The organism is Streptomyces luteoverticillatus (assembly GCF_003970715.1).
In the GTDB taxonomy this organism is placed as follows: domain Bacteria; phylum Actinomycetota; class Actinomycetes; order Streptomycetales; family Streptomycetaceae; genus Streptomyces; species Streptomyces abikoensis.
This window is the reverse complement of the sequence record NZ_CP034587.1, coordinates 3,160,538-3,180,673: the sequence shown is the minus strand read 5'-3', so window position 1 is coordinate 3,180,673 and position 20,136 is coordinate 3,160,538. Positions and strand designations below refer to the sequence as shown.

The window sequence follows — 20,136 nt, the reverse complement described above, 5'->3', positions numbered from 1 at the left end:
TATGACTGACACCGAAGGGACAACCATGGAAGCCAGGGCCCAGGCGCGGTACATCCGCGTCACGCCCATGAAGGCCCGCCGCGTGGTGGACCTCATCCGTGGCATGGATGCCACGGAGGCTCAGGCGGTCCTGCGTTTCGCCCCGCAGGCCGCGAGCGTGCCGGTGGGCAAGGTGCTGGACAGCGCCATTGCCAACGCCGCGCACAACTACGACCACACGGACGCTTCGTCGCTGTACATCAGCGAGGCGTTCGTGGACGAGGGCCCGACCCTGAAGCGGTTCCGTCCGCGTGCCCAGGGCCGTGCCTACCGGATCCGCAAGCGGACCAGCCACATCACCGTGGTCGTCAGCAGCAAGGAAGGAACCCGGTAATGGGCCAGAAGGTTAACCCGCACGGGTTCCGGCTCGGCATCACCACGGACTTCAAGTCCCGTTGGTACGCCGACAAGCTGTACAAGGACTACGTCAAGGAAGACGTCGCCATTCGTCGCATGATGACGAAGGGCATGGAGCGCGCCGGTATCTCGAAGGTTGAGATCGAGCGCACCCGCGACCGCGTCCGCGTTGACATCCACACCGCCCGCCCGGGCATCGTCATCGGCCGCCGTGGCGCCGAGGCCGACCGCATCCGTGGCGAGCTGGAGAAGCTGACCGGCAAGCAGGTTCAGCTGAACATCCTCGAGGTCAAGAACCCCGAGGTGGACGCTCAGCTGGTGGCCCAGGCCGTCGCCGAGCAGCTGTCCTCCCGCGTCTCCTTCCGTCGCGCCATGCGTAAGAGCATGCAGTCGACGATGAAGGCCGGCGCCAAGGGCATCAAGATCCAGTGCGGTGGCCGTCTCGGCGGCGCCGAGATGTCCCGCTCGGAGTTCTACCGCGAGGGCCGTGTGCCCCTGCACACGCTCCGTGCGAACGTCGACTACGGCTTCTTCGAGGCCAAGACCACCTTCGGCCGCATCGGCGTGAAGGTCTGGATCTACAAGGGCGACGTCAAGAACATCGCCGAGGTCCGCGCCGAGAACGCCGCCGCGCGTGCGGGCAACCGCCCGTCCCGTGGTGGCGCTCAGGACCGCCCGGCCCGTGGTGGCCGTGGTGGCGAGCGTGGCGGCCGCGGCCGCAAGCCGCAGCAGAGCGCCGCTGCCGAGGCCCCCAAGGCCGAGGCCGCTGCCGCTGCTCCGGCCGAGTCCACCGGAACGGAGGCCTGACCGACATGCTGATCCCTCGCAGGGTCAAGCACCGCAAGCAGCACCACCCCAAGCGGAACGGCATGGCCAAGGGTGGCACCGAGCTCGCCTTCGGTGAGTACGGCATTCAGGCCCTGACCCCGGCCTACGTGACGAACCGGCAGATCGAGTCCGCTCGTATCGCCATGACCCGTCACATCAAGCGTGGCGGCAAGGTCTGGATCAACATCTACCCGGACCGTCCGCTGACGAAGAAGCCGGCCGAGACCCGCATGGGTTCCGGTAAGGGTTCTCCGGAGTGGTGGATCGCGAACGTCAAGCCCGGTCGGGTGATGTTCGAGCTGTCCTTCCCGAACGAAAAGGTCGCTCGTGAGGCGCTGACCCGCGCCGCCCACAAGCTTCCGATGAAGTGCCGCATTGTTCGGCGCGAGGCAGGTGAGTCGTGATGGCCGCTGGTATCAAGGCGACCGAGCTGCGCGAGCTCAACGACGAGGACCTCGTCGCGAAGCTCCGTGAGGCCAAGGAAGAGCTGTTCAACCTCCGCTTCCAGGCGGCGACGGGGCAGCTCGAGAACCACGGTCGGCTCAAGTCCGTCCGTAAGGACATCGCCCGGATCTACACCCTGATGCGCGAGCGTGAGCTGGGCATCGAGACGGTGGAGAGCGCCTGATGAGCGAGAAGAATGTGACTGAGACGAACGAGCGCGGTTTCCGCAAGACCCGTGAGGGTCTCGTCGTCAGCGACAAGATGGACAAGACCGTCGTCGTCGCCGTCGAGGACCGTGTCAAGCACGCCCTGTACGGCAAGGTCATCCGCCGTACGAACAAGCTCAAGGCGCACGACGAGCAGAACGCTGCCGGCGTCGGCGACCGCGTCCTCCTGATGGAGACGCGTCCGCTGTCGGCGACCAAGCGCTGGCGCGTCGTCGAGATCCTCGAGAAGGCCAAGTAATTTCTGAGGGGGTTTCCCTCAGATAAGTTCCGCCAGGCTCGGCGCGGGGCCTCATGACTGTTTGAACGAACACCGTGAGGCCCCCGCCGGGAACCGGCAGACGATCAGGAGATAGACGTGATCCAGCAGGAGTCGCGACTTCGGGTCGCCGACAACACTGGTGCCAAGGAGATCCTTTGCATCCGTGTTCTCGGTGGCTCGGGTCGCCGCTACGCGGGCATCGGTGACGTCATCGTCGCCACCGTCAAGGACGCGATCCCCGGTGGCAACGTGAAGAAGGGTGACGTCGTCAAGGCCGTCATCGTTCGCACCGTCAAGGAGCGCCGCCGTCCGGATGGCTCGTACATCCGTTTCGACGAGAACGCCGCTGTCGTTCTCAAGAACGACGGTGACCCCCGCGGCACCCGTATCTTCGGCCCCGTGGGCCGAGAGCTGCGCGAGAAGAAGTTCATGAAGATCGTCTCGCTCGCGCCGGAGGTGCTGTAACCGATGAAGATCAAGAAGGGCGACCTGGTCCAGGTCATCACCGGTAAGGACAAGGGCAAGCAGGGCAAGGTCATCGTGGCCATGCCCCGCGAGAACCGCGTCCTCGTCGAGGGTGTCAACCGGGTCAAGAAGCACACCAAGGCCGCGCAGAACCAGGCCGGTGGCATCGTGATCACCGAGGCCCCGATCCACGTGAGCAACGTTCAGCTCGTCGTGGAGAAGGACGGCAAGAAGGTCGTCACGCGCGTCGGCTACCGCTTCGATGAGAACGGCAACAAGATCCGCGTTGCCAAGCGGACGGGTGAGGACATCTGATGGCTACCACTCCGCGTCTCAAGACGAAGTACCGTGAGGAGATCTCGGGCAAGCTGCGTGAGGAGTTCTCGTACGAGAACGTCATGCAGGTTCCCGGCCTCACCAAGATCGTGGTCAACATGGGTGTGGGCGACGCCGCCCGCGACTCCAAGCTGATCGAGGGCGCCATCCGCGACCTCACCACGATCACCGGCCAGAAGCCGGCCGTCACCAAGGCTCGCAAGTCCATCGCGCAGTTCAAGCTGCGCGAGGGCCAGCCGATCGGTGCCCACGTCACCCTCCGTGGCGACCGCATGTGGGAGTTCCTGGACCGCACCCTGTCGCTCGCGCTCCCGCGCATCCGCGACTTCCGTGGTCTGTCCCCGAAGCAGTTCGACGGTCGGGGCAACTACACCTTCGGTCTCACGGAGCAGGTCATGTTCCACGAGATCGACCAGGACAAGATCGACCGCGTCCGGGGTATGGACATCACCGTGGTGACCACGGCGACCAACGACGACGAGGGCCGCGCCCTCCTTCGTCACCTCGGCTTCCCCTTCAAGGAGGCGTGACCGAGATGGCGAAGAAGTCTCTGATCGCGAAGGCCGCGCGCAAGCCCAAGTTCGCGGTTCGCGCGTACACGCGCTGCAACCGCTGCGGCCGCCCGCACTCCGTGTACCGCAAGTTCGGCCTCTGCCGCGTGTGCCTTCGTGAGATGGCTCACCGTGGCGAGCTGCCGGGCGTGACCAAGAGCTCCTGGTAACAACCCACTTGGGTTGACCAGGGCTCTCGGTAAGCATCAAGGACGGTGGGGCCCAGCCCTTCACTCCCGTAGAGTTGAAGGGTTGGGCGCCCGCCGCCCATGACCGTCTTACTACGCCGTAGGTCCCCGCGCCGCACCCGTCCCGACTTGAGTTCGGGGAGAGGGATGGCGCAGATAGGAAACCCCGGCGAGAGAGGCCGAAGGCCAAACATGACCATGACCGATCCGATCGCAGACATGCTGACCCGTCTGCGGAACGCGAACTCGGCTTACCACGACACCGTGGCCATGCCCCACAGCAAGATCAAGGCGCACATCGCCGAGATCCTGCAGCAGGAGGGCTACATCTCCGGCTGGAAGGTCGAGGACGCCGAGGTTGGCAAGTCCCTCGTTCTCGACCTCAAGTTCGGTCCGAACCGTGAGCGCTCCATCGCGGGCATCAAGCGGATCTCGAAGCCGGGCCTCCGGGTCTACGCAAAGTCCACCAACCTGCCGAAGGTCCTCGGCGGCCTGGGCGTGGCGATCATCTCCACGTCCCACGGTCTCCTGACCGGCCAGCAGGCCAGCAAGAAGGGCGTGGGTGGGGAAGTCCTCGCCTACGTCTGGTAATCGGGAACGGAGGAATAGCTAATGTCGCGTATTGGCAAGCTGCCCATCCAGGTTCCCGCTGGTGTGGACGTCACCATCGATGGCCGTGACGTGCAGGTGAAGGGCCCCAAGGGCGCCCTGAACATCTCGCTGTCCGCCCCCATCGAGATCGTCAAGGGCGAGGACGGCACCCTTCAGGTGATCCGTCCCAACGACGAGCGTCAGAACAAGGCTCTCCACGGCCTGTCCCGCACGCTGGTGGCGAACATGATCACCGGCGTGACCCAGGGCTACGTGAAGAAGCTCGAGATCAGCGGTGTCGGTTACCGCGTTGTCGCCAAGGGCTCCAACCTGGAGTTCTCCCTCGGCTACAGCCACCCGATCCTGATCGAGGCTCCCGAAGGCATCACCTTCAAGGTTGAGGCTCCGACCAAGTTCTCGGTCGAGGGCATCGACAAGCAGAAGGTCGGCGAGGTCGCCGCGAAGATCCGCAAGCTGCGGAAGCCCGACCCGTACAAGGCCAAGGGCGTCAAGTACGAGGGCGAAGTCATCCGCCGCAAGGTCGGAAAGGCGGGTAAGTAAGCCATGGCATACGGTGTGAAGATCGCCAAGGGCGACGCCTACAAGCGCGCTGCGAAGCTGCGCCGCCACATCCGCATCCGCAAGACCCTGTCGGGTACGGCGGAGCGCCCGCGCCTGGTCGTGACGCGTTCCAACCGTGGCATCACCGCCCAGGTCATCGACGACATCAAGGGTCACACCCTGGCGTCGGCGTCGCACCTGGACGCGTCGATCCGCGGTGGCGAGGGCGACAAGAGCGCCCAGGCCAAGAAGGTCGGCGCCCTGGTGGCCGAGCGTGCCAAGGCCGCCGGTGTCGAGGCCGTCGTGTTCGACCGCGGTGGCAACCAGTACGCCGGGCGCATTGCCGCTCTGGCGGACGCCGCCCGCGAAGCCGGGCTGAAGTTCTAAGCCCCGGTTCCGGAGCTAGCGGACGTAACAGAGAGAGGTAATTCCAATGGCTGGACCCCAGCGCCGCGGAAGCGGTGCCGGTGGCGGCGAGCGGCGGGACCGGAAGGGCCGTGACGGTGGCGCTGCCGCCGAGAAGACCGCATACGTTGAGCGCGTAGTCGCGATCAACCGCGTCGCCAAGGTTGTCAAGGGTGGTCGCCGCTTCAGCTTCACCGCGCTGGTCGTGGTGGGCGACGGTGACGGCACGGTCGGTGTCGGTTACGGCAAGGCCAAGGAAGTTCCGGCTGCCATCGCCAAGGGCGTGGAAGAGGCCAAGAAGAACTTCTTCAAGGTCCCCCGTATCCAGGGCACCGTCCCGCACCCGATCCAGGGTGAGAAGGCGGCCGGCGTCGTCATGCTCAAGCCCGCGTCCCCCGGTACCGGTGTTATCGCCGGTGGCCCGGTGCGTGCGGTGCTCGAGTGCGCCGGCATCCACGACATCCTGTCGAAGTCGCTCGGTTCTTCGAACCCGATCAACATCGTGCACGCCACGGTGGAGGCCCTCAAGGGACTGTCCCGTCCCGAGGAGATCGCCGCCCGTCGTGGTCTGCCGCTCGAGGACGTCGCCCCCGCCGCTCTGCTGCGGGCGCGTGCAGGGGCGGGTGCGTAATGGCTCGCCTCAAGGTCACGCAGGTCAAGTCCTACATCGGCAGCAAGCAGAACCACCGCGACACCCTGCGTTCGCTCGGGCTCAAGCGCCTGAACGACGTGGTTGTCAAGGAGGACCGCCCCGAGATCCGCGGCATGGTGCAGACCGTCCGCCACCTCGTGACGGTCGAGGAGGTCGACTGACATGGCGGAGCAGAACCCGCTGAAGGTCCACAACCTCCGTCCCGCCCCGGGCGCCAAGACCGCCAAGACCCGTGTCGGTCGTGGTGAGGCGTCGAAGGGTAAGACGGCTGGTCGCGGTACCAAGGGTACGAAGGCCCGTTACCAGGTTCCGGAGCGCTTCGAGGGTGGCCAGATGCCCCTCCACATGCGTCTCCCGAAGCTGAAGGGCTTCAAGAACCCCGCCCACAAGCAGTTCCAGGTCGTGAACCTGGACAAGCTGGCCGCGCTCTACCCGCAGGGTGGCGAGGTCACGGTGGCCGACCTGGTCGCCAAGGGCGCTGTTCGCAAGAACGAGCTCGTCAAGGTCCTTGGCCAGGGCGAGATCTCCGTGGCGCTGCAGGTGACGGTCGACGCCGTCTCCGGCTCCGCCCAGGAGAAGATTGCCGCCGCCGGCGGCACCGTCACCGAGCTCATCTGAGTTCGTTGATCTGACAACCGGGGATGTCCCAATAGGGGCATCCCCGGTTGGTCGTTCCAAGGGGGGCATGGTCGCCGGTAAGGTGGCGTGCACTGTTAACTTCCGCGCGGACTCTGCCCGCGCGGATTTTGGCTGACTCTACGTATTCGTCGAACCTCAAGACCGTCACCTCTCACGCAGCCACGTGGGGGGCGCAGGAGGCACCGTGCTCACCGCGTTCGCCCGGGCGTTCAAGACGCCCGACCTGCGCAAGAAGCTGCTCTTCACGCTGGGCATCATGGTTCTCTTCCGGCTCGGGGCCCACATCCCCGTCCCGGGGGTCGACTACCGCAATGTCCAGACGTGTATGGACCAGGCCAAGAGTGGGCAGGGCCTTTTCGGCCTCGTGAACATGTTCAGCGGTGGTGCGCTGCTGCAGATCACGATCTTCGCGCTCGGGATCATGCCGTACATCACGGCCAGTATCATCCTCCAACTGCTCACCGTGGTCATTCCGCGACTCGAAGCCCTCAAGAAGGAGGGCCAGTCCGGCCAGACCAAGATCACGCAGTACACGCGTTATCTGACCGTCGCCCTCGCCATCCTCCAGGGCACCGGCCTGGTGGCCACGGCCCGCAGCGGTGCGCTCTTCGGCAACTGCACCGTCGGGAACCAGATCGTTCCGAACCAGTCGATCTTCACCACGGTCGTCATGGTCATCACCATGACCGCCGGCACCTCGCTGATCATGTGGCTCGGTGAGCTGATCACCGACCGCGGCATCGGCAACGGCATGTCCATCCTGATGTTCACGTCCATCGCCGCCGGCTTCCCGGGCGCGCTGTGGGCCATCAAGATGCAGGGCAAGCTGCTCGGTGGCTGGCTGGAGTTCAGCCTGGTGATCCTGTGCGGTCTGGCCATGGTCGCGCTCGTGGTCTTCGTCGAGCAGGCTCAGCGCCGCATTCCGGTCCAGTACGCGAAGCGCATGATCGGCCGCCGTTCCTACGGCGGTACGTCCACCTACATCCCGCTGAAGGTGAACCAGGCGGGTGTGATTCCCGTCATCTTCGCCTCGTCGCTGCTCTACATCCCGGCGCTGCTGGTGCAGTTCACCGGCTCCAAGGCGGACTGGGCACAGTGGGTCCAGGCCAACCTGGTCAAGGGTGACCACCCTGTATACATGGTCACGTACTTCCTGCTGATCGTGTTCTTCGCGTTCTTCTACGTCGCCATCTCCTTCAACCCCGAAGAAGTTGCCGACAATATGAAGAAGTATGGTGGTTTCATCCCGGGGATCCGGGCTGGCCGTCCCACCGCGGAGTACCTGAGCTATGTGCTGAACCGCATCACGTGGCCGGGATCGCTGTACCTGGGTCTGATCGCGCTCGTGCCGACCGTGGCACTGGTCACACTCAACGCGAACCAGAACTTCCCGTTCGGTGGAACCAGCATCCTGATCATCGTGGGTGTCGGTCTGGAGACTGTGAAGCAGATCGAGAGCCAGCTTCAGCAGCGCAACTACGAAGGGTTCCTCCGCTGATGCGAATCGTCCTCGTCGGGCCGCCCGGCGCCGGCAAGGGTACGCAGGCCGCGTACCTCGCCAAGAATCTCGCGATCCCGCACATCTCGACGGGCGACCTCTTCCGGGCGAACATCAGCCAGGGCACGCCGCTCGGCCAGAAGGCCCAGGAGTACATGCGCTCCGGCCAGCTCGTGCCGGACGAGGTCACCATCGGGATGGCCAAGGACCGCATGGAGCAGGAGGACGCCGCCGAGGGCTTCCTGCTGGACGGCTTCCCGCGCAACCTCGCCCAGGCGGAGGCGCTGGACACCATCCTCAAGGCGGACGGGCTGGGGCTCGACGCCGTCCTGGACCTGGAGGTCCCGGAGGACGAGGTGGTCAAGCGCATCGCCGGCCGCCGGATGTGCCGCAAGGACAGCAGCCACATCTTCCACGTGATCTACAACCCGCCGGCCGCGGAGGGCGTCTGCGACGTCTGCGGCGGCGAGCTGTACCAGCGTGAGGACGACTCCGAGGACACGGTCCGCAAGCGCCTCGAGGTCTACCACAGCGAGACCGAGCCGATCATCGACTACTACAAGGCCCAGGGCCTGGTGGTCACGATCTCGGCCCTCGGCAAGGTCGCCGAGGTCACCCAGCGCGCGATGGACGCCCTCCCGTCCCGGGAGGCGTGAGTCCCTCTCGCCACGGCCGCGATGCCCCTCGGGGTGTCGCGGCCGTAGTGTTTGTCCGAGCAATATTTCGATGCGGTGTTTCGACGCAGTATTCGATGCAACAGCCAGGAAGGCATGGTCATGGTCGAGATCAAGACCCCGGAGCAGATCGCGAAGATGCGTGAGGCGGGGCTGGTCGTCGCCGCCGTCCACGCGGCCACCCGGGAGGCCGCGGTGCCGGGTGCCACCACCAAGGACCTGGACGAGGTCGCCCGCAAGGTGATCGCCGAGCACGGCGCCAAGTCGAACTTCCTCGGCTACGGCGGCTTCCCCGCCACGATCTGCACCTCGGTGAACGAGGTCGTCGTCCACGGCATCCCGGACGAGAAGACCGTCCTCAAGGACGGCGACATCATCTCCATCGACGCCGGCGCCATCGTGGACGGCTGGCACGGCGACGCGGCCTTCACGGCCTTCGTGGGCACCGGTCACGCTCCGGAGCTGATCGAGCTCTCCCGGGTGACCGAGGAGTCCATGTGGGCCGGCATCGCGGCCGTGCGGGCCGGCAACCGGCTCGTGGACATCTCCAAGGCCATCGAGGGCTACATCCGCCGCCAGCCCCGCCCGGCCTCCGGGAAGTACGGGATCATCGAGGACTATGGCGGCCACGGCATCGGCTCCGAGATGCACATGGACCCCCACCTGCTGAACTACGTCTCCCGCAAGCGCGGCAAGGGCCCCAAGCTGGTCCCGGGCTTCTGCATCGCGATCGAGCCCATGGTGAGCCTGGGCACGGCGAGGACGCACGTCCTGGCGGACGACTGGACGGTCCTCACGGACGACAAGAGCTGGTCCTCCCACTGGGAGCACTCCGTCGCCCTGACGGAGCAGGGCCCGCTGGTCCTGACGGCGGTCGACGGCGGCCGCGCGAAGCTCGCGGAGTATGGGATCACTGCCGCGCCGGATCCCCTTGCGTAAGGATCTCCATGGTCGGGCAAGCACCCTGGATTAGGCTTTTCGTTTGCCCTGACGTAGACTGACGCGTCGGCTCTCGTGTATCCGCATGCCCGCGTGCATATGGGAGAGTCGATCAAGGTAGCCGATTCGAAAGGCGAAGCGTGGCCAAGAAGCAAGGTGCCATCGAGATCGAGGGCACCGTGATCGAGTCTCTGCCGAACGCCATGTTCAAGGTAGAGCTCCAGAACGGTCACAAGGTCCTCGCGCACATCAGCGGCAAGATGCGGATGCACTACATCCGAATCCTCCCGGATGACCGGGTCGTCGTGGAGCTGTCTCCCTACGACCTGACGCGTGGCCGGATCGTCTACCGCTACAAGTAGATCTTGTCGACGTCCCGCTTCCGGCGGGGCGACGGCACTGACCCGGAGAACCTCACATCCCATGAAGGTCAAGCCGAGCGTCAAGAAGATCTGCGACAAGTGCAAGGTGATCCGCCGCCACGGCCGGGTCATGGTCATCTGCGACAACCTGCGCCACAAGCAGCGCCAGGGCTGATCGCAGAACCTGCACTCCGCAGTTTCTTCGCGCGACGCGAGCAATACATGTACATACGCAGCGCCCACCTAGCCCCGGCACGGGGTCGGTGACACCTCCGGCGGGGGCCGGGGACCTGGTCCGTACCTGGTACGGCGGCCACGGAATGGCATTGCGGAAGACCCCCGAACACCAACAGGAGCCATTCAATGGCACGCGTTTCCGGTGTTGACATCCCGCGCGAAAAGCGCGTGGAGGTCGCACTCACCTACGTCTTCGGCATCGGCCGCACCCTGGCGAAGGAGACCCTCGCCTCCACCGGTGTGAACCCGAACACCCGCGTTCGTGACCTGTCCGAGGAGGACCTGGTCAAGATCCGCGAGTACGTCGACGCCAACATCAAGACCGAGGGTGACCTCCGTCGTGAGGTTCAGGCCGACATCCGCCGCAAGGTTGAGATCGGCTGCTACCAGGGTCTGCGTCACCGCCGCGGTCTGCCGGTCCACGGTCAGCGCACCAGCACGAACGCTCGTACCCGCAAGGGCCCGCGTCGCGCCATCGCCGGCAAGAAGAAGCCGGGCAAGAAGTAGTCCACAGCGGACGCTCATCAGCGGTCTTCGCTGTAGGACCGACCACCTCCCTCTCCATTCAGGAGTAAGACATGCCCCCCAAGGGTCGTCAGGGCGCTGCCAAGAAGGTGCGCCGCAAGGAAAAGAAGAACGTCGCTCACGGCCACGCGCACATCAAGAGCACGTTCAACAACACCATCGTTTCGATCACCGACCCTTCGGGCAACGTGATCTCCTGGGCCTCCGCCGGCCACGTCGGCTTCAAGGGCTCGCGCAAGTCCACCCCGTTCGCCGCGCAGATGGCCGCCGAGTCGGCTGCCCGTCGCGCGCAGGAGCACGGCATGCGCAAGGTTGACGTCTTCGTCAAGGGCCCGGGCTCCGGTCGTGAGACCGCCATCCGTTCGCTCCAGGCGACCGGTCTCGAGGTCGGCTCCATCCAGGACGTCACCCCGACCCCGCACAACGGCTGCCGTCCCCCGAAGCGCCGCCGCGTCTGACGCTGCGCCGTTTCGCACGGTTGTTCGTAAGGTGCCGGGCGGTACGGCTCCCCTTCACGGGGGCCGTGCCGCCCGTACCCTTGCACAGTGACGACATCGGACTACCGTCCGGTGGCAGAGGGCGTCAAATAGCGGGCGCCCATGACTGAAGGATTCACAACATGCTGATCGCTCAGCGTCCCTCGCTGACCGAAGAGGTCGTCGACGAGTTCCGCTCGCGGTTCGTGATCGAGCCGCTGGAGCCGGGCTTCGGCTACACCCTCGGCAACTCCCTGCGTCGTACGCTCCTCTCCTCGATCCCGGGTGCGGCTGTCACGTCCATCCGCATCGACGGTGTCCTGCACGAGTTCACCACCGTGCCGGGCGTCAAGGAGGACGTCACCGACCTCATCCTGAACATCAAGCAGCTGGTCGTCTCCTCGGAGCACGACGAGCCGGTCGTGATGTACCTGCGCAAGCAGGGCCCGGGTCTGGTCACCGCCGCGGACATCGCCCCGCCGGCCGGCGTCGAGGTGCACAACCCCGACCTGGTCCTGGCGACCCTGAACGCCAAGGGCAAGCTGGAGATGGAGCTGACCGTCGAGCGCGGTCGCGGCTACGTCTCCGCCGTCCAGAACAAGCAGGTGGGCCAGGAGATCGGCCGTATCCCGGTCGACTCCATCTACTCGCCGGTTCTCAAGGTCACCTACAAGGTCGAGGCGACCCGTGTCGAGCAGCGCACCGACTTCGACAAGCTGATCGTCGACGTCGAGACCAAGCAGGCCATGCGCCCGCGTGACGCCATGGCGTCCGCCGGTAAGACCCTGGTCGAGCTGTTCGGTCTGGCCCGCGAGCTCAACATCGACGCCGAGGGCATCGACATGGGCCCGTCCCCGACGGACGCCGCCCTGGCCGCCGACCTGGCGCTGCCGATCGAGGAGCTCGAGCTCACCGTTCGCTCCTACAACTGCCTCAAGCGCGAGGGCATCCACTCCGTGGGTGAGCTCGTCGCCCGCTCCGAGGCCGACCTGCTCGACATCCGCAACTTCGGTGCGAAGTCGATCGACGAGGTCAAGGCGAAGCTGGCCGGCATGGGCCTGGCCCTCAAGGACAGCCCGCCCGGATTCGACCCGACCGCCGCCGCCGACGCCTTTGGCGCCGACGACGACGCGGACGCGGGTTTCGTGGAGACCGAGCAGTACTGATCGGTCTTCGGGTGCGGGTGCGCTGTGGCTTGTCGCGCAGTTCCCCGCGCCCCTTCCGGGGCTTGCCCCGGATCTCCGACGGGCGACCGCCCGCTCGGATACTGACTCCGGTACCTGATACGGCCGGGGCAGACCTCTAGGAGAAATACCATGCCGCGTCCCACCAAGGGTGCCCGTCTGGGCGGCGGTGCCGCGCACGAGAAGCTGATGCTGGCGAACCTCGCCAAGTCGCTCTTCGAGCACGGCCGCATCACGACGACCGAGGCCAAGGCCCGCCGCCTGCGTCCGGTCGCCGAGCGCCTGATCACCAAGGCGAAGAAGGGCGACATCCACAACCGTCGCCAGGTGCTGCAGACGATCACGGACAAGGGCATCGTGCACGTGCTCTTCACCGAGATCGCTCCGCGCTTCGCCGAGCGTCCGGGTGGCTACACCCGTATCACCAAGATCGGCAACCGTCGTGGCGACAACGCCCCGATGGCTGTGATCGAGCTGGTCGAGGGTGAGATCGCCAAGAAGGCGACCGTCGCCGAGGCCGAGGCCGCCACCAAGCGTGCGGTCAAGGAGACCGAGGCCGCCGCCGAGGCTCCGGCCGAGGAGTCGAAGGACGCCTGACGCGTCTGACGTGTCAGTGACGGGCCCGCCCCTTCCGGGGGCGGGCCCGTCCCGCATTCTGAGAGGAAACACTCGGTGAGTGACGAGGTTGAGCCCGGTTTCGTACGGGTGCGGCTGGACCTGTCGTACGACGGCAAGGACTTCTCCGGCTGGGCCAAGCAGCGCGAGGGCCAGCGCACCGTGCAGGGTGAGCTCGAGAACGCGATCCGGACCGTGACCCGGTCCAAGGAGACGTACGAGCTGACGGTCGCCGGCCGTACGGACGCGGGCGTCCACGCCCGGGGCCAGGTCGCGCATGTCGATCTTCCGGCGGAGGTTTGGGCCGAGCACGAGGACAAACTGCTGCGCCGACTGGCAGGGCGGCTGTCGCACGACGTCCGGGTCTGGCGTGCGGCGGAGGCCCCGGCCGGGTTCAACGCGCGGTTCTCCGCGATCTGGCGACGGTACGCCTACCGGGTCGTCGACCACCCGGGCGGCGTGGATCCGCTGCTGCGGGGTCATGTGCTGTGGCACGACTGGCCGGTGGACGTGGACGCGATGAACGCGGCGTCGCGTGCGCTGCTGGGTGAGCACGACTTCGCCGCGTACTGCAAGAAGCGCGAGGGTGCGACGACCATCCGCACGCTCCAGGAGCTGAGCTGGGTGCGGGACGCTTCGGGTGTCGTGACGGCGACCGTGCGGGCGGACGCGTTCTGCCACAACATGGTGCGGTCGCTGGTGGGCGCGCTGCTGTTCGTCGGCGACGGGCACCGGCCGGTGGACTGGCCGGGCAAGGTGCTGCGTGCGGGAGTCCGCGACTCGGCGGTGCACGTGGTGCGACCGCACGGGCTGACGCTGGAGGAGGTCGGGTACCCGGCGGACTCCGAGCTCGCCGCGCGGAACCTCGCGGCGCGGAACAAGAGGTCGCTGCCCGGGGCGGGTTGCTGCTAGAGACGTCCTCAAACGCCGGACGGGCTGAAATCAGCCCGTCCGGCGTTTGAGGACACGGGGGTTCGGGGGCGGCAGCCCCTGAAAGAAACGGGAAGGGGCGGGTCAGGGGAGATTCACCGCCAGATCACTCGTCACCGTGAAGTACGGCCGCACCCCCGCCACCCCCGGATACACATCCGTCTTGTTGCGGTCGACGATGTCCCCCACAAGGCGGCCGATCCGGATCGGCGCCGCGTCCGGGGCCAGCCGTACGGCCAGGTCCCACGTCGCGCTCTCCTCCCCGGCGCGGGCCGCGCGAAGGCGGTCGTACGGCAGCGTCGCCCTGAAGGTCGTCGCGTCCACGAGCTCGATTTCCGCTGTCACTTCCGAGGCCGCCTCACCACGTGGGGTGCCGACCAGCAAGGGTGTCCCCTCGGAGGCGAACTCCACCCCGTACAGGGCGCCTTCGACGGTCAAGGAGTTCCCGTCCGGCCTCAGCGCGCGCGCCTCCGAGTGGCCGTCGCGGTGCCAGGCGCGCAGGGCGAGGTAGCCGTCGACGGTGGAGTAGGGGATCCACCACGTGAAGGGGGAGCCCGGAAGCGGTTCCAGGGTCAACAGGCGGCGGCCTTCGGGGAGATGGGCGACGACGCGGCGGCGGGCGCGGTCGTCGGCGCGGACCACGTGGAGGTCCCAGCGGCCTTCGCCCAGGCGGAGTTCGGTCCGCTTCAGGACGGCGGTCCAGGGCGCGTCCGCTTCGGACGGCGGCGTCAGGGGGACCGCGGCCGGCTTGTTCTCCTTGCGGCGGGTGACGGTCAGGGAGAGGTTCTCCCCGCTGACGCCCTTCGGGTCCACCGAAACGACGATGTCCCCCTCGGAGTTGACGCGACAGGAGGCGACCGGGCGCAGTGGTTTGCGGACGACGATGTCCTTGAGGACCTTCTTCTCGCGCGGGGGCGCCGCCTGGCGGCGCAGTGGCCGGACGATCCTGCCGACGGTGCGGCGCAGGCGCCGCCTGAGCGTGGGCCGGGCCGGTTTCGCGGTGGTGGCCTGTTCGTCGCCGGTGCGGCGGGGGCCGCCGAGGTCGTCGATGAGCTCCAGGTATGCGTCGGCGATGCGTTCGGGCGCGTAGCGCCGCGCGGAGACGCGGGCGGCGGCGCCCATGGTGCGGCGGAGTTCGTCGTCCTCGATCAGTTTGATCAGGCCCTTGGCGATCGCGTCGCTGTCGCCGACGGGGACCAGCAGGCCGTCCTCGCCGTCGCTGATGATCTCGCCGGGGCCGTGGGGGCAGTCGGTGGCGACGACGGGGACGCCGCAGCCCATGGCCTCGACGATCGTCATGCCGAAGGACTCCTCGCGGGAGGTCACGGCGGCGATGGAGCCCTTGGCCCATTCGGTTTCGATGGGGGAGTGGGCGCCCATGAGCGTCAGTGACTCATTCAGGCCGAGCCTGTCGATCTGGGCGCGGAGTTTGGCCTGTTCGGGGCCGCGGCCGTAGAGGCGGAGCTTCCAGTCCGGGTGCGCCTCGGCGACGGCGGCCCAGGCGTTGATCAGCAGGTCGTAGCGTTTGACGGGGATGAGCCGTCCGGCGGCTACGACCAACTTGCTCTCCGGGTCGGCCGGTTCGACCTCGGACGGCGGGCAGCCGTTCGGGATGCATACGATCTTCGTTTTGATGCCGGGGAGTTGCTCCCGGTGGGTGACGGCGTCCGCCTCGGAGACCGTGGTGTGGGCGTCGAGGTGGGGGATGGACGCGTCCTGGTAGGCGCGGATGGCGGCCTCGTGGGTGCCGTAGATCCGGTGTTCCTGGCCGATCCGCAGATAGCGGTCCTGGCCGAACTCGGCGAGGTACATGACGAGTCCGGGGCGGGTGGCGATGACGACGTCTGCGTCGGTGGCGGCGAGGTGTGCGGATACCCGCTGGTCGGTGAGGGCGCTGAAGTGCGCTCCCTTGGCCTCGACGGGCGGGATGTACTGGCTGTCCTGGCCGAGGAGGGCGTCGTCGAGGTCGGCGCCCTTGTCGGCGCGCTGGTCGATGAGGTTGATGAGCCGTACGCCGGGTTGGAGGGTCAGCCGGGGCTTCTCGCCGCTGCGGATGACGGACACGATCTCGACGTCGTGCCGGGCGGCGAGGGCGCCCGCCACATTGAAAGTGGAGCGGATGGTTCCGCCGATGCCATAGGCGTTCTGCAAAAGGAAAGAGATCTTCATAGCGCCCTTGGGTGTTCGGCCCGACCGGCCGGGGCTCCGCGCGGCTCGAACCGCCGGTGGGACCGTAGGGAGGGGCTTCCGATGCCTGCGCAGCCTACATTGTGGCCTGGGTCACGTCGCAAGAAGCCATGAGGGGCGCCGCTCGGCGAGCGCCGCGAACTGGAGGGCAGGGCGGACGTCATGAGGGTGGACCTGATGAGGGTGAAGGGTAAACGGGGCCTGACGGCTTCCCCCGTAGGGGTGTTGACGGCCCTCCTGTTGCTGACCGGCTGCGCCGGTGTCGGCGGGGGCAGGCCCGGCGAGGGCAAGGACGAGGCCGGGGGCGCCGAAGGGCCGTCGGTCGTCCAGGTGTTCAGCGCCGATCAGCTCAAGCACGTGGCGCTGGATGCCCGTGAGGTGCCCGGCTTCGTCCTCGAACGGGCCTCCGAGGGCAGCGCCGGGCACGGGCTGCCGAGCACGGGCCGGCCCGCCTGCCGGCCGCTGGTGCTGGCCCTGGGCCCCCGGCAGGAGCCCGCGCCCGTCGCTTCGCTCGTACGGACGTTCTCCAAGTCCTCGCGGGAGCACGGCTTCCAGGGCCTGCTGGGGACGGTCCGGGTGTCCGCCTACGCGGACGACGGGGCGCTCGTCACGCTCCGGGAGCTGCGCCGGGCGGTGTCCGACTGCGCGGGGGGCTTCGCGATGCGCACGGGGGAGGGGCAGCCCCAGCGGTTCGAGGCGGTGACGGTGCTGCCCGCGCCCCGGCTGGGGGCAGAGGCGCTGGCGTACCGCATGGTCAACGCGGCGGAGGGGGCTCCGACTCTGGTGACGGTGGTGCGCAGCGGATCCACGCTGTCGATGTTCTTCGCCACGCACCTGTCCGACCCCGGGGCGGTGGAGATCCCGCCGGCGCTCGTCGCGGCGCAGGTCGCGAAGGTCGAGCGGCTGCTGCGGGCGGAACGCCCGCCCACCGCGCCGCCCGCCGACGGCGACCCGGGGGAGGGTGGCGAGGGCGCCGAGGAGGGGGACGGGGAGATTCAGGAGTGAGGAGCGGTGGCCCGGACTCCCGCCCTCGGGGTCAGGCCTTGTTCTTGGCCGAGTCCGACGGTTTGGCCGAGGGCTTCCCGGACGGCTTGGGCGAGGCCGCCGCGGCCGCCTGCGCGTTGGCGCGGGCCATGATGCGGCGGAAGGTGTAGCCCGCGACGTCCCGCCCGGCCTGGAGGGCCTTGGTGTCGTCGGGTGTGACGGCGGAGCCGTTGGTGAACCCGGCGATGGTGAAGTACGCGTAGCGGCCCTCGGCGTTGGCGCTCAGCCGGCAGGCGGTGCCCTGGCAGAAGGACGCCGCGTCGTCCCCGGTGAGGGGGGCGATGTTGCCGGTGGACTGCTCCTTGGCCTTGTCGGCGGCGGCCTTGGTGTCGAAGACGGCGACGCCGACGGTGACGGCGACCCCGTCCCGTACGTAGGTGGAGCGCAGCACCTGGCGGCAGCCGTTGTCGGCGAGGACCTGGCCCAGTCCGCCCTGGGCGACGGAGGCGCAGTCGGTGGCGGTGTCCTGGGCGGCCCGCTTGTAGACGCGCTTGTCCAGCGACGGCTTGGAGTGCGGGAAGAGCGTCTTGACGGTGAGCGGGGCAGTGTCCTTCTCCTGGCTGGATATGAACTCGCGCGGGTTGGGCGGCGGGGTCACGGCCTTGGAGAACGTCGGCTCGGGGGTGCCGGCCGAGGCGCTGGGCAGCTTCTCGGCGGCGGGGAGGTTCTTGTCGCCCTTGTCGGACAGCACCACGGCCGTGGCGACGATCGCGGCGACCGCGGCGGTGGCCAGCGCGCCGCCGCCGATCAGCAGCCACTTGCGGCGGCGGTTCCGGTCGGCGGTGTCGGCCAGCGCGGCCCAGTCGGGCGTGCCGCCGGCCTGCGGCCGATCCCAGGGCTGCGGCAGGACGCCCGGGTGCGGCAGGGGCGGGGCCTGGGGTGGCTGGGCGCCCGGGTGCGCGGCGGGCTGCTGCGGCGGGAGGGGGGCCGCCTGAGCCGGTTGCCCGGGAGGTGGTCCGAACTGCCCGGGCTGCGGCTGCCCAGGTTGCCCGGGCTGCTGGGGCGGCGGCGCCCCCCACGGCGTGGTGTGCGGCCCGGAATCCCCCTGGGCCCCGTACGGCCCACCCTGCCCAAAGCTCATGGCGTGCATCGTAAACCGGTTGGTCGCCGCCTCGGGAGCGGCGAGAATCGCCCTCATGGGACATGTGGAAGCGGCACATCTTGAGTACGACCTCCCCGACGGGAGGCGGTTGCTCGACGACGTGTCCTTCCGGGTGGGGGAAGGGGCCGCGGTGGCCCTCGTGGGGGCCAACGGCGCCGGCAAGACCACCCTGCTGCGGATGATCTCCGGCGAGCTCAAGCCGCACGGCGGCTCGGTCACCGTCTCCGGCGGCCTGGGCGTGATGCCGCAGTTCGTGGGCTCCGTCCGGGACGACCGTACGGTCCGTGACCTGCTGGTCTCCGTCGCCCAGCCCGGCATCCGGCAGGCCGCGCGGGCGGTCGACGAGGCCGAGGTCGCGATCATGGAGCGGGACGACGAGGCCGCTCAGATGGCCTACGCCCAGGCGCTCAGCGACTGGGCCGAGGCCCGGGGCTACGAGGCCGAGACCACGTGGGACATGTGCACCATGGCCGCCCTCGGCGTCCCCTACGAGAAGGCCCAGTGGCGCCAGGTGCGCACCCTCTCCGGCGGCGAGCAGAAGCGGCTCGTCCTGGAGGCCCTGCTGCGCGGCACGGACGAGGTCCTGCTGCTGGACGAGCCGGACAACTATCTGGACGTCCCCGGCAAGCGCTGGCTGGAGGAGCGGCTGCGCGAGACCAAGAAGACGGTCCTCTTCGTCTCCCACGACCGTGAGCTGCTGGCCCGCGCCGCCGAGAAGATCATCAGCGTCGAGCCGGGCCCGGCCGGCAGCGACGTCTGGGTGCACGGCGGCGGCTTCGGCACATACCACCAGGCCCGCAAGGACCGCTTCGCGCGCTTCGAGGAGCTGCGCAAGCGGTGGGACGAGAAGCACGCCCAGCTGAAGAAGCTGGTGATCACGCTCCGGCAGGCCGCGGCCGTCAGCCACGACATGGCCTCCCGCTACGCCGCCGCCCAGACCCGGCTGCGGAAGTTCGAGGAGGCGGGCCCGCCGCCGGAGCCCCCGCGCGAGCAGGACATCCGGATGCGGCTGCGCGGCGGGCGTACGGGCGTACGTGCCGTGACCTGCGCGGGGCTGGAGCTGACCGGCCTGATGAACCCGTTCGACCTGGAGGTCTTCTACGGCGAGCGGGTCGCGGTGCTGGGCAGCAACGGCTCGGGGAAGTCCCACTTCCTTCGGCTCCTCGCGGGGGAGGACGTGGCGCACACGGGCACCTGGAAGCTGGGCGCCCGTGTCGTGCCCGGGCACTTCGCCCAGACCCACGCCCACCCCGAGCTCATGGGCCGCACGCTCGTCGACATCCTGTGGACGGAGCACGCCAAGGACCGGGGCGGCGCGATGTCGGTGCTGCGCCGGTACGAGCTGGAGAAGCAGGGCGACCAGGCCTTCGAGAAGCTCTCCGGCGGCCAGCAGGCCCGCTTCCAGATCCTGCTCCTGGAGCTCTCCGGCACCACGGCGCTGCTCCTGGACGAGCCGACGGACAACCTGGACCTGGAGAGCGCGGAGGCCCTCCAGGCGGGGCTGGAGGCCTATGAGGGGACGGTCCTGGCCGTCACCCACGACCGCTGGTTCGCTCGCGCGTTCGATCGCTTCGTCGTCTTCGGGGCGGACGGGCGGCTGCGGGAGGTGCCGGAGCCGGTGTGGGACGAGGCGCGGGTGGCCCGGGCGCGGTGACGCCGTCCGGCGTCGGCTGGGAGGGCGGCGCTGCGGTCGGCCGGGGGTCCGGGGGTTGCCCCCGGGAGAATGCAGCGTGGTGTTCGGATCGGACGGGCGGCTGCGGGAGGTGTCGGAGCCGGTGTGGGACGAGGCGCGGGTGGCCCGGGCGCGCTAGCCCGATGGCC

General features: G+C 68.2%; 29 protein-coding genes. 27 read left to right on the top strand and 2 right to left on the bottom strand.

Annotated features, from left to right (window positions below; translation table 11 throughout):
- Positions 1-25 precede the first annotated feature (25 nt).
- The 25 genes from rplV (at position 26) to truA (ending at position 13,964) form a co-directional block, all read left to right on the top strand.
- Entirely contained in the window at positions 26-373 is a 348-nt protein-coding gene (gene rplV / locus EKH77_RS13820; RefSeq protein WP_031012097.1) for a 50S ribosomal protein L22, read from the top strand.
- Positions 373-1,203 carry a 30S ribosomal protein S3 gene (rpsC, locus tag EKH77_RS13815; protein WP_030368410.1) on the top strand — a complete coding sequence of 277 codons (831 nt, stop codon included), beginning with the start codon at positions 373-375 and terminating at the stop codon, positions 1,201-1,203. Before rplV ends, rpsC begins: the two co-directional genes overlap by 1 nt.
- 5 nt (positions 1,204-1,208) lie before the next feature.
- Complete coding sequence (gene rplP, locus EKH77_RS13810) at positions 1,209-1,628, top strand: 50S ribosomal protein L16 (protein ID WP_106677952.1); 420 nt, start codon at positions 1,209-1,211, stop codon at positions 1,626-1,628.
- A complete protein-coding gene (gene rpmC, locus EKH77_RS13805; protein WP_030368408.1) occupies positions 1,628-1,852 on the top strand; it encodes a 50S ribosomal protein L29 in 225 nt (74 codons plus the stop codon). Before rplP ends, rpmC begins: the two co-directional genes overlap by 1 nt.
- Positions 1,852-2,133 carry a 30S ribosomal protein S17 gene (gene rpsQ, locus EKH77_RS13800; protein ID WP_019888756.1) on the top strand — a complete coding sequence of 94 codons (282 nt, stop codon included), beginning with the start codon at positions 1,852-1,854 and terminating at the stop codon, positions 2,131-2,133. Before rpmC ends, rpsQ begins: the two co-directional genes overlap by 1 nt.
- 117 nt (positions 2,134-2,250) lie before the next feature.
- Positions 2,251-2,619, top strand: a complete 369-nt coding sequence (gene rplN / locus EKH77_RS13795) for a 50S ribosomal protein L14 (RefSeq protein ID WP_099199421.1) — start codon at positions 2,251-2,253, stop codon at positions 2,617-2,619.
- 3 nt (positions 2,620-2,622) lie between these two features.
- Positions 2,623-2,934, top strand: a complete 312-nt coding sequence (gene rplX / locus EKH77_RS13790; protein WP_126914686.1) for a 50S ribosomal protein L24 — start codon at positions 2,623-2,625, stop codon at positions 2,932-2,934.
- Positions 2,934-3,485, top strand: coding sequence for a 50S ribosomal protein L5 (gene rplE, locus EKH77_RS13785; protein ID WP_126914685.1), 552 nt, complete (start codon positions 2,934-2,936; stop codon positions 3,483-3,485). Before rplX ends, rplE begins: the two co-directional genes overlap by 1 nt.
- 5 nt (positions 3,486-3,490) lie before the next feature.
- Positions 3,491-3,676: a type Z 30S ribosomal protein S14 gene (locus EKH77_RS13780; protein ID WP_071964550.1), complete on the top strand. Its 186-nt coding sequence runs from the start codon at positions 3,491-3,493 to the stop codon at positions 3,674-3,676.
- 210 nt (positions 3,677-3,886) lie between these two features.
- The gene (gene rpsH / locus EKH77_RS13770) at positions 3,887-4,285 is read left to right on the top strand and encodes a 30S ribosomal protein S8 (RefSeq protein WP_126914684.1); all 399 of its coding nucleotides are present in this window, start codon (positions 3,887-3,889) and stop codon (positions 4,283-4,285) included.
- 21 nt (positions 4,286-4,306) lie between these two features.
- Positions 4,307-4,846: a 50S ribosomal protein L6 gene (gene rplF, locus EKH77_RS13765; protein ID WP_126914683.1), complete on the top strand. Its 540-nt coding sequence runs from the start codon at positions 4,307-4,309 to the stop codon at positions 4,844-4,846.
- A 3-nt stretch (positions 4,847-4,849) separates the two neighbouring features.
- Positions 4,850-5,233 (top strand): 50S ribosomal protein L18, encoded by a 384-nt coding sequence (gene rplR / locus EKH77_RS13760; protein ID WP_126914682.1) that lies wholly within the window; start codon positions 4,850-4,852, stop codon positions 5,231-5,233.
- 46 nt (positions 5,234-5,279) lie between these two features.
- Positions 5,280-5,882 (top strand): 30S ribosomal protein S5, encoded by a 603-nt coding sequence (rpsE, locus tag EKH77_RS13755; protein ID WP_126914681.1) that lies wholly within the window; start codon positions 5,280-5,282, stop codon positions 5,880-5,882.
- Positions 5,882-6,064, top strand: coding sequence for a 50S ribosomal protein L30 (gene rpmD, locus EKH77_RS13750; protein WP_087927574.1), 183 nt, complete (start codon positions 5,882-5,884; stop codon positions 6,062-6,064). Before rpsE ends, rpmD begins: the two co-directional genes overlap by 1 nt.
- Before the next feature lies 1 nt (position 6,065).
- Positions 6,066-6,521, top strand: coding sequence for a 50S ribosomal protein L15 (gene rplO, locus EKH77_RS13745; RefSeq protein ID WP_126914680.1), 456 nt, complete (start codon positions 6,066-6,068; stop codon positions 6,519-6,521).
- Positions 6,522-6,726: 205 nt separating this feature from the next.
- Positions 6,727-8,040 (top strand): preprotein translocase subunit SecY, encoded by a 1,314-nt coding sequence (gene secY, locus EKH77_RS13740; protein ID WP_126914679.1) that lies wholly within the window; start codon positions 6,727-6,729, stop codon positions 8,038-8,040.
- Positions 8,040-8,696 (top strand): adenylate kinase, encoded by a 657-nt coding sequence (locus EKH77_RS13735; protein ID WP_126914678.1) that lies wholly within the window; start codon positions 8,040-8,042, stop codon positions 8,694-8,696. Before secY ends, EKH77_RS13735 begins: the two co-directional genes overlap by 1 nt.
- Positions 8,697-8,816: 120 nt before the next feature.
- Positions 8,817-9,653, top strand: a complete 837-nt coding sequence (gene map / locus EKH77_RS13730; protein WP_126914677.1) for a type I methionyl aminopeptidase — start codon at positions 8,817-8,819, stop codon at positions 9,651-9,653.
- A 140-nt stretch (positions 9,654-9,793) separates the two neighbouring features.
- Positions 9,794-10,015, top strand: a complete 222-nt coding sequence (infA, locus tag EKH77_RS13725; protein WP_003956442.1) for a translation initiation factor IF-1 — start codon at positions 9,794-9,796, stop codon at positions 10,013-10,015.
- A 61-nt stretch (positions 10,016-10,076) separates the two neighbouring features.
- A complete protein-coding gene (rpmJ, locus tag EKH77_RS13720; RefSeq protein ID WP_003956441.1) occupies positions 10,077-10,190 on the top strand; it encodes a 50S ribosomal protein L36 in 114 nt (37 codons plus the stop codon).
- A 188-nt stretch (positions 10,191-10,378) separates the two neighbouring features.
- Positions 10,379-10,759 carry a 30S ribosomal protein S13 gene (rpsM, locus tag EKH77_RS13715; RefSeq protein WP_126914676.1) on the top strand — a complete coding sequence of 127 codons (381 nt, stop codon included), beginning with the start codon at positions 10,379-10,381 and terminating at the stop codon, positions 10,757-10,759.
- Positions 10,760-10,830: 71 nt separating this feature from the next.
- The gene (gene rpsK / locus EKH77_RS13710; protein ID WP_003956432.1) at positions 10,831-11,235 is read left to right on the top strand and encodes a 30S ribosomal protein S11; all 405 of its coding nucleotides are present in this window, start codon (positions 10,831-10,833) and stop codon (positions 11,233-11,235) included.
- 161 nt (positions 11,236-11,396) lie between these two features.
- Positions 11,397-12,419 (top strand): DNA-directed RNA polymerase subunit alpha, encoded by a 1,023-nt coding sequence (locus EKH77_RS13705; protein ID WP_004946635.1) that lies wholly within the window; start codon positions 11,397-11,399, stop codon positions 12,417-12,419.
- 150 nt (positions 12,420-12,569) lie between these two features.
- The gene (gene rplQ, locus EKH77_RS13700) at positions 12,570-13,034 is read left to right on the top strand and encodes a 50S ribosomal protein L17 (RefSeq protein WP_126914675.1); all 465 of its coding nucleotides are present in this window, start codon (positions 12,570-12,572) and stop codon (positions 13,032-13,034) included.
- Between the two features lie 75 nt (positions 13,035-13,109).
- On the top strand, positions 13,110-13,964 hold the full coding sequence (gene truA, locus EKH77_RS13695; RefSeq protein ID WP_126914674.1) for a tRNA pseudouridine(38-40) synthase TruA: 855 nt from the start codon (positions 13,110-13,112) through the stop codon (positions 13,962-13,964).
- 102 nt (positions 13,965-14,066) lie between these two features.
- Here the strand turns inward: truA and EKH77_RS13690 are convergent, their stop codons facing one another.
- Entirely contained in the window at positions 14,067-16,151 is a 2,085-nt protein-coding gene (locus EKH77_RS13690) for a glycosyltransferase family 4 protein (protein WP_126914673.1), read from the bottom strand.
- Positions 16,152-16,391: 240 nt separating this feature from the next.
- Here EKH77_RS13690 and EKH77_RS13685 point away from each other — a divergent pair, with 240 nt between their 5' ends.
- Positions 16,392-17,174, top strand: coding sequence for a hypothetical protein (locus EKH77_RS13685; protein ID WP_126914672.1), 783 nt, complete (start codon positions 16,392-16,394; stop codon positions 17,172-17,174).
- 31 nt (positions 17,175-17,205) lie between these two features.
- On the opposite strand, the gene EKH77_RS13680 is transcribed toward EKH77_RS13685, so the two are convergent.
- On the bottom strand, positions 17,206-18,294 hold the full coding sequence (locus EKH77_RS13680; protein WP_240667347.1) for a hypothetical protein: 1,089 nt from the start codon (positions 18,292-18,294) through the stop codon (positions 17,206-17,208).
- Positions 18,295-18,349: 55 nt separating this feature from the next.
- Here EKH77_RS13680 and EKH77_RS13675 point away from each other — a divergent pair, with 55 nt between their 5' ends.
- Entirely contained in the window at positions 18,350-19,969 is a 1,620-nt protein-coding gene (locus tag EKH77_RS13675) for an ABC-F family ATP-binding cassette domain-containing protein (RefSeq protein ID WP_126914671.1), read from the top strand.
- The last annotated feature ends 167 nt before the right edge of the window (positions 19,970-20,136 follow it).

Bases quoted from the DNA above. Each gene is read 5' to 3' on its own strand.
- rpsM (WP_126914676.1), top strand. From the start codon at position 10,379: ATGGCACGCGTTTCCGGTGTTGACATCCCGCGCGAAAAGCGCGTGGAG.
- rplX (WP_126914686.1), top strand. From the start codon at position 2,623: ATGAAGATCAAGAAGGGCGACCTGGTCCAGGTCATCACCGGTAAGGAC.
- EKH77_RS13735 (WP_126914678.1), top strand. From the start codon at position 8,040: ATGCGAATCGTCCTCGTCGGGCCGCCCGGCGCCGGCAAGGGTACGCAG.
- EKH77_RS13675 (WP_126914671.1), top strand. From the start codon at position 18,350: ATGGGACATGTGGAAGCGGCACATCTTGAGTACGACCTCCCCGACGGG.
- rpsH (WP_126914684.1), top strand. From the start codon at position 3,887: ATGACCATGACCGATCCGATCGCAGACATGCTGACCCGTCTGCGGAAC.
- map (WP_126914677.1), top strand. From the start codon at position 8,817: ATGGTCGAGATCAAGACCCCGGAGCAGATCGCGAAGATGCGTGAGGCG.
- rplV (WP_031012097.1), top strand. From the start codon at position 26: ATGGAAGCCAGGGCCCAGGCGCGGTACATCCGCGTCACGCCCATGAAG.
- rpmC (WP_030368408.1), top strand. From the start codon at position 1,628: ATGGCCGCTGGTATCAAGGCGACCGAGCTGCGCGAGCTCAACGACGAG.
- rplE (WP_126914685.1), top strand. From the start codon at position 2,934: ATGGCTACCACTCCGCGTCTCAAGACGAAGTACCGTGAGGAGATCTCG.
- EKH77_RS13780 (WP_071964550.1), top strand. From the start codon at position 3,491: ATGGCGAAGAAGTCTCTGATCGCGAAGGCCGCGCGCAAGCCCAAGTTC.
- rpsQ (WP_019888756.1), top strand. From the start codon at position 1,852: ATGAGCGAGAAGAATGTGACTGAGACGAACGAGCGCGGTTTCCGCAAG.
- rpsC (WP_030368410.1), top strand. From the start codon at position 373: ATGGGCCAGAAGGTTAACCCGCACGGGTTCCGGCTCGGCATCACCACG.
- rpsK (WP_003956432.1), top strand. From the start codon at position 10,831: ATGCCCCCCAAGGGTCGTCAGGGCGCTGCCAAGAAGGTGCGCCGCAAG.
- rplQ (WP_126914675.1), top strand. From the start codon at position 12,570: ATGCCGCGTCCCACCAAGGGTGCCCGTCTGGGCGGCGGTGCCGCGCAC.
- rplP (WP_106677952.1), top strand. From the start codon at position 1,209: ATGCTGATCCCTCGCAGGGTCAAGCACCGCAAGCAGCACCACCCCAAG.
- EKH77_RS13705 (WP_004946635.1), top strand. From the start codon at position 11,397: ATGCTGATCGCTCAGCGTCCCTCGCTGACCGAAGAGGTCGTCGACGAG.
- rplO (WP_126914680.1), top strand. From the start codon at position 6,066: ATGGCGGAGCAGAACCCGCTGAAGGTCCACAACCTCCGTCCCGCCCCG.
- rpsE (WP_126914681.1), top strand. From the start codon at position 5,280: ATGGCTGGACCCCAGCGCCGCGGAAGCGGTGCCGGTGGCGGCGAGCGG.
- rpmJ (WP_003956441.1), top strand. From the start codon at position 10,077: ATGAAGGTCAAGCCGAGCGTCAAGAAGATCTGCGACAAGTGCAAGGTG.
- rpmD (WP_087927574.1), top strand. From the start codon at position 5,882: ATGGCTCGCCTCAAGGTCACGCAGGTCAAGTCCTACATCGGCAGCAAG.
- EKH77_RS13680 (WP_240667347.1), bottom strand. From the start codon at position 18,294: ATGAGCTTTGGGCAGGGTGGGCCGTACGGGGCCCAGGGGGATTCCGGG.
- rplF (WP_126914683.1), top strand. From the start codon at position 4,307: ATGTCGCGTATTGGCAAGCTGCCCATCCAGGTTCCCGCTGGTGTGGAC.
- rplR (WP_126914682.1), top strand. From the start codon at position 4,850: ATGGCATACGGTGTGAAGATCGCCAAGGGCGACGCCTACAAGCGCGCT.
- EKH77_RS13690 (WP_126914673.1), bottom strand. From the start codon at position 16,151: ATGAAGATCTCTTTCCTTTTGCAGAACGCCTATGGCATCGGCGGAACC.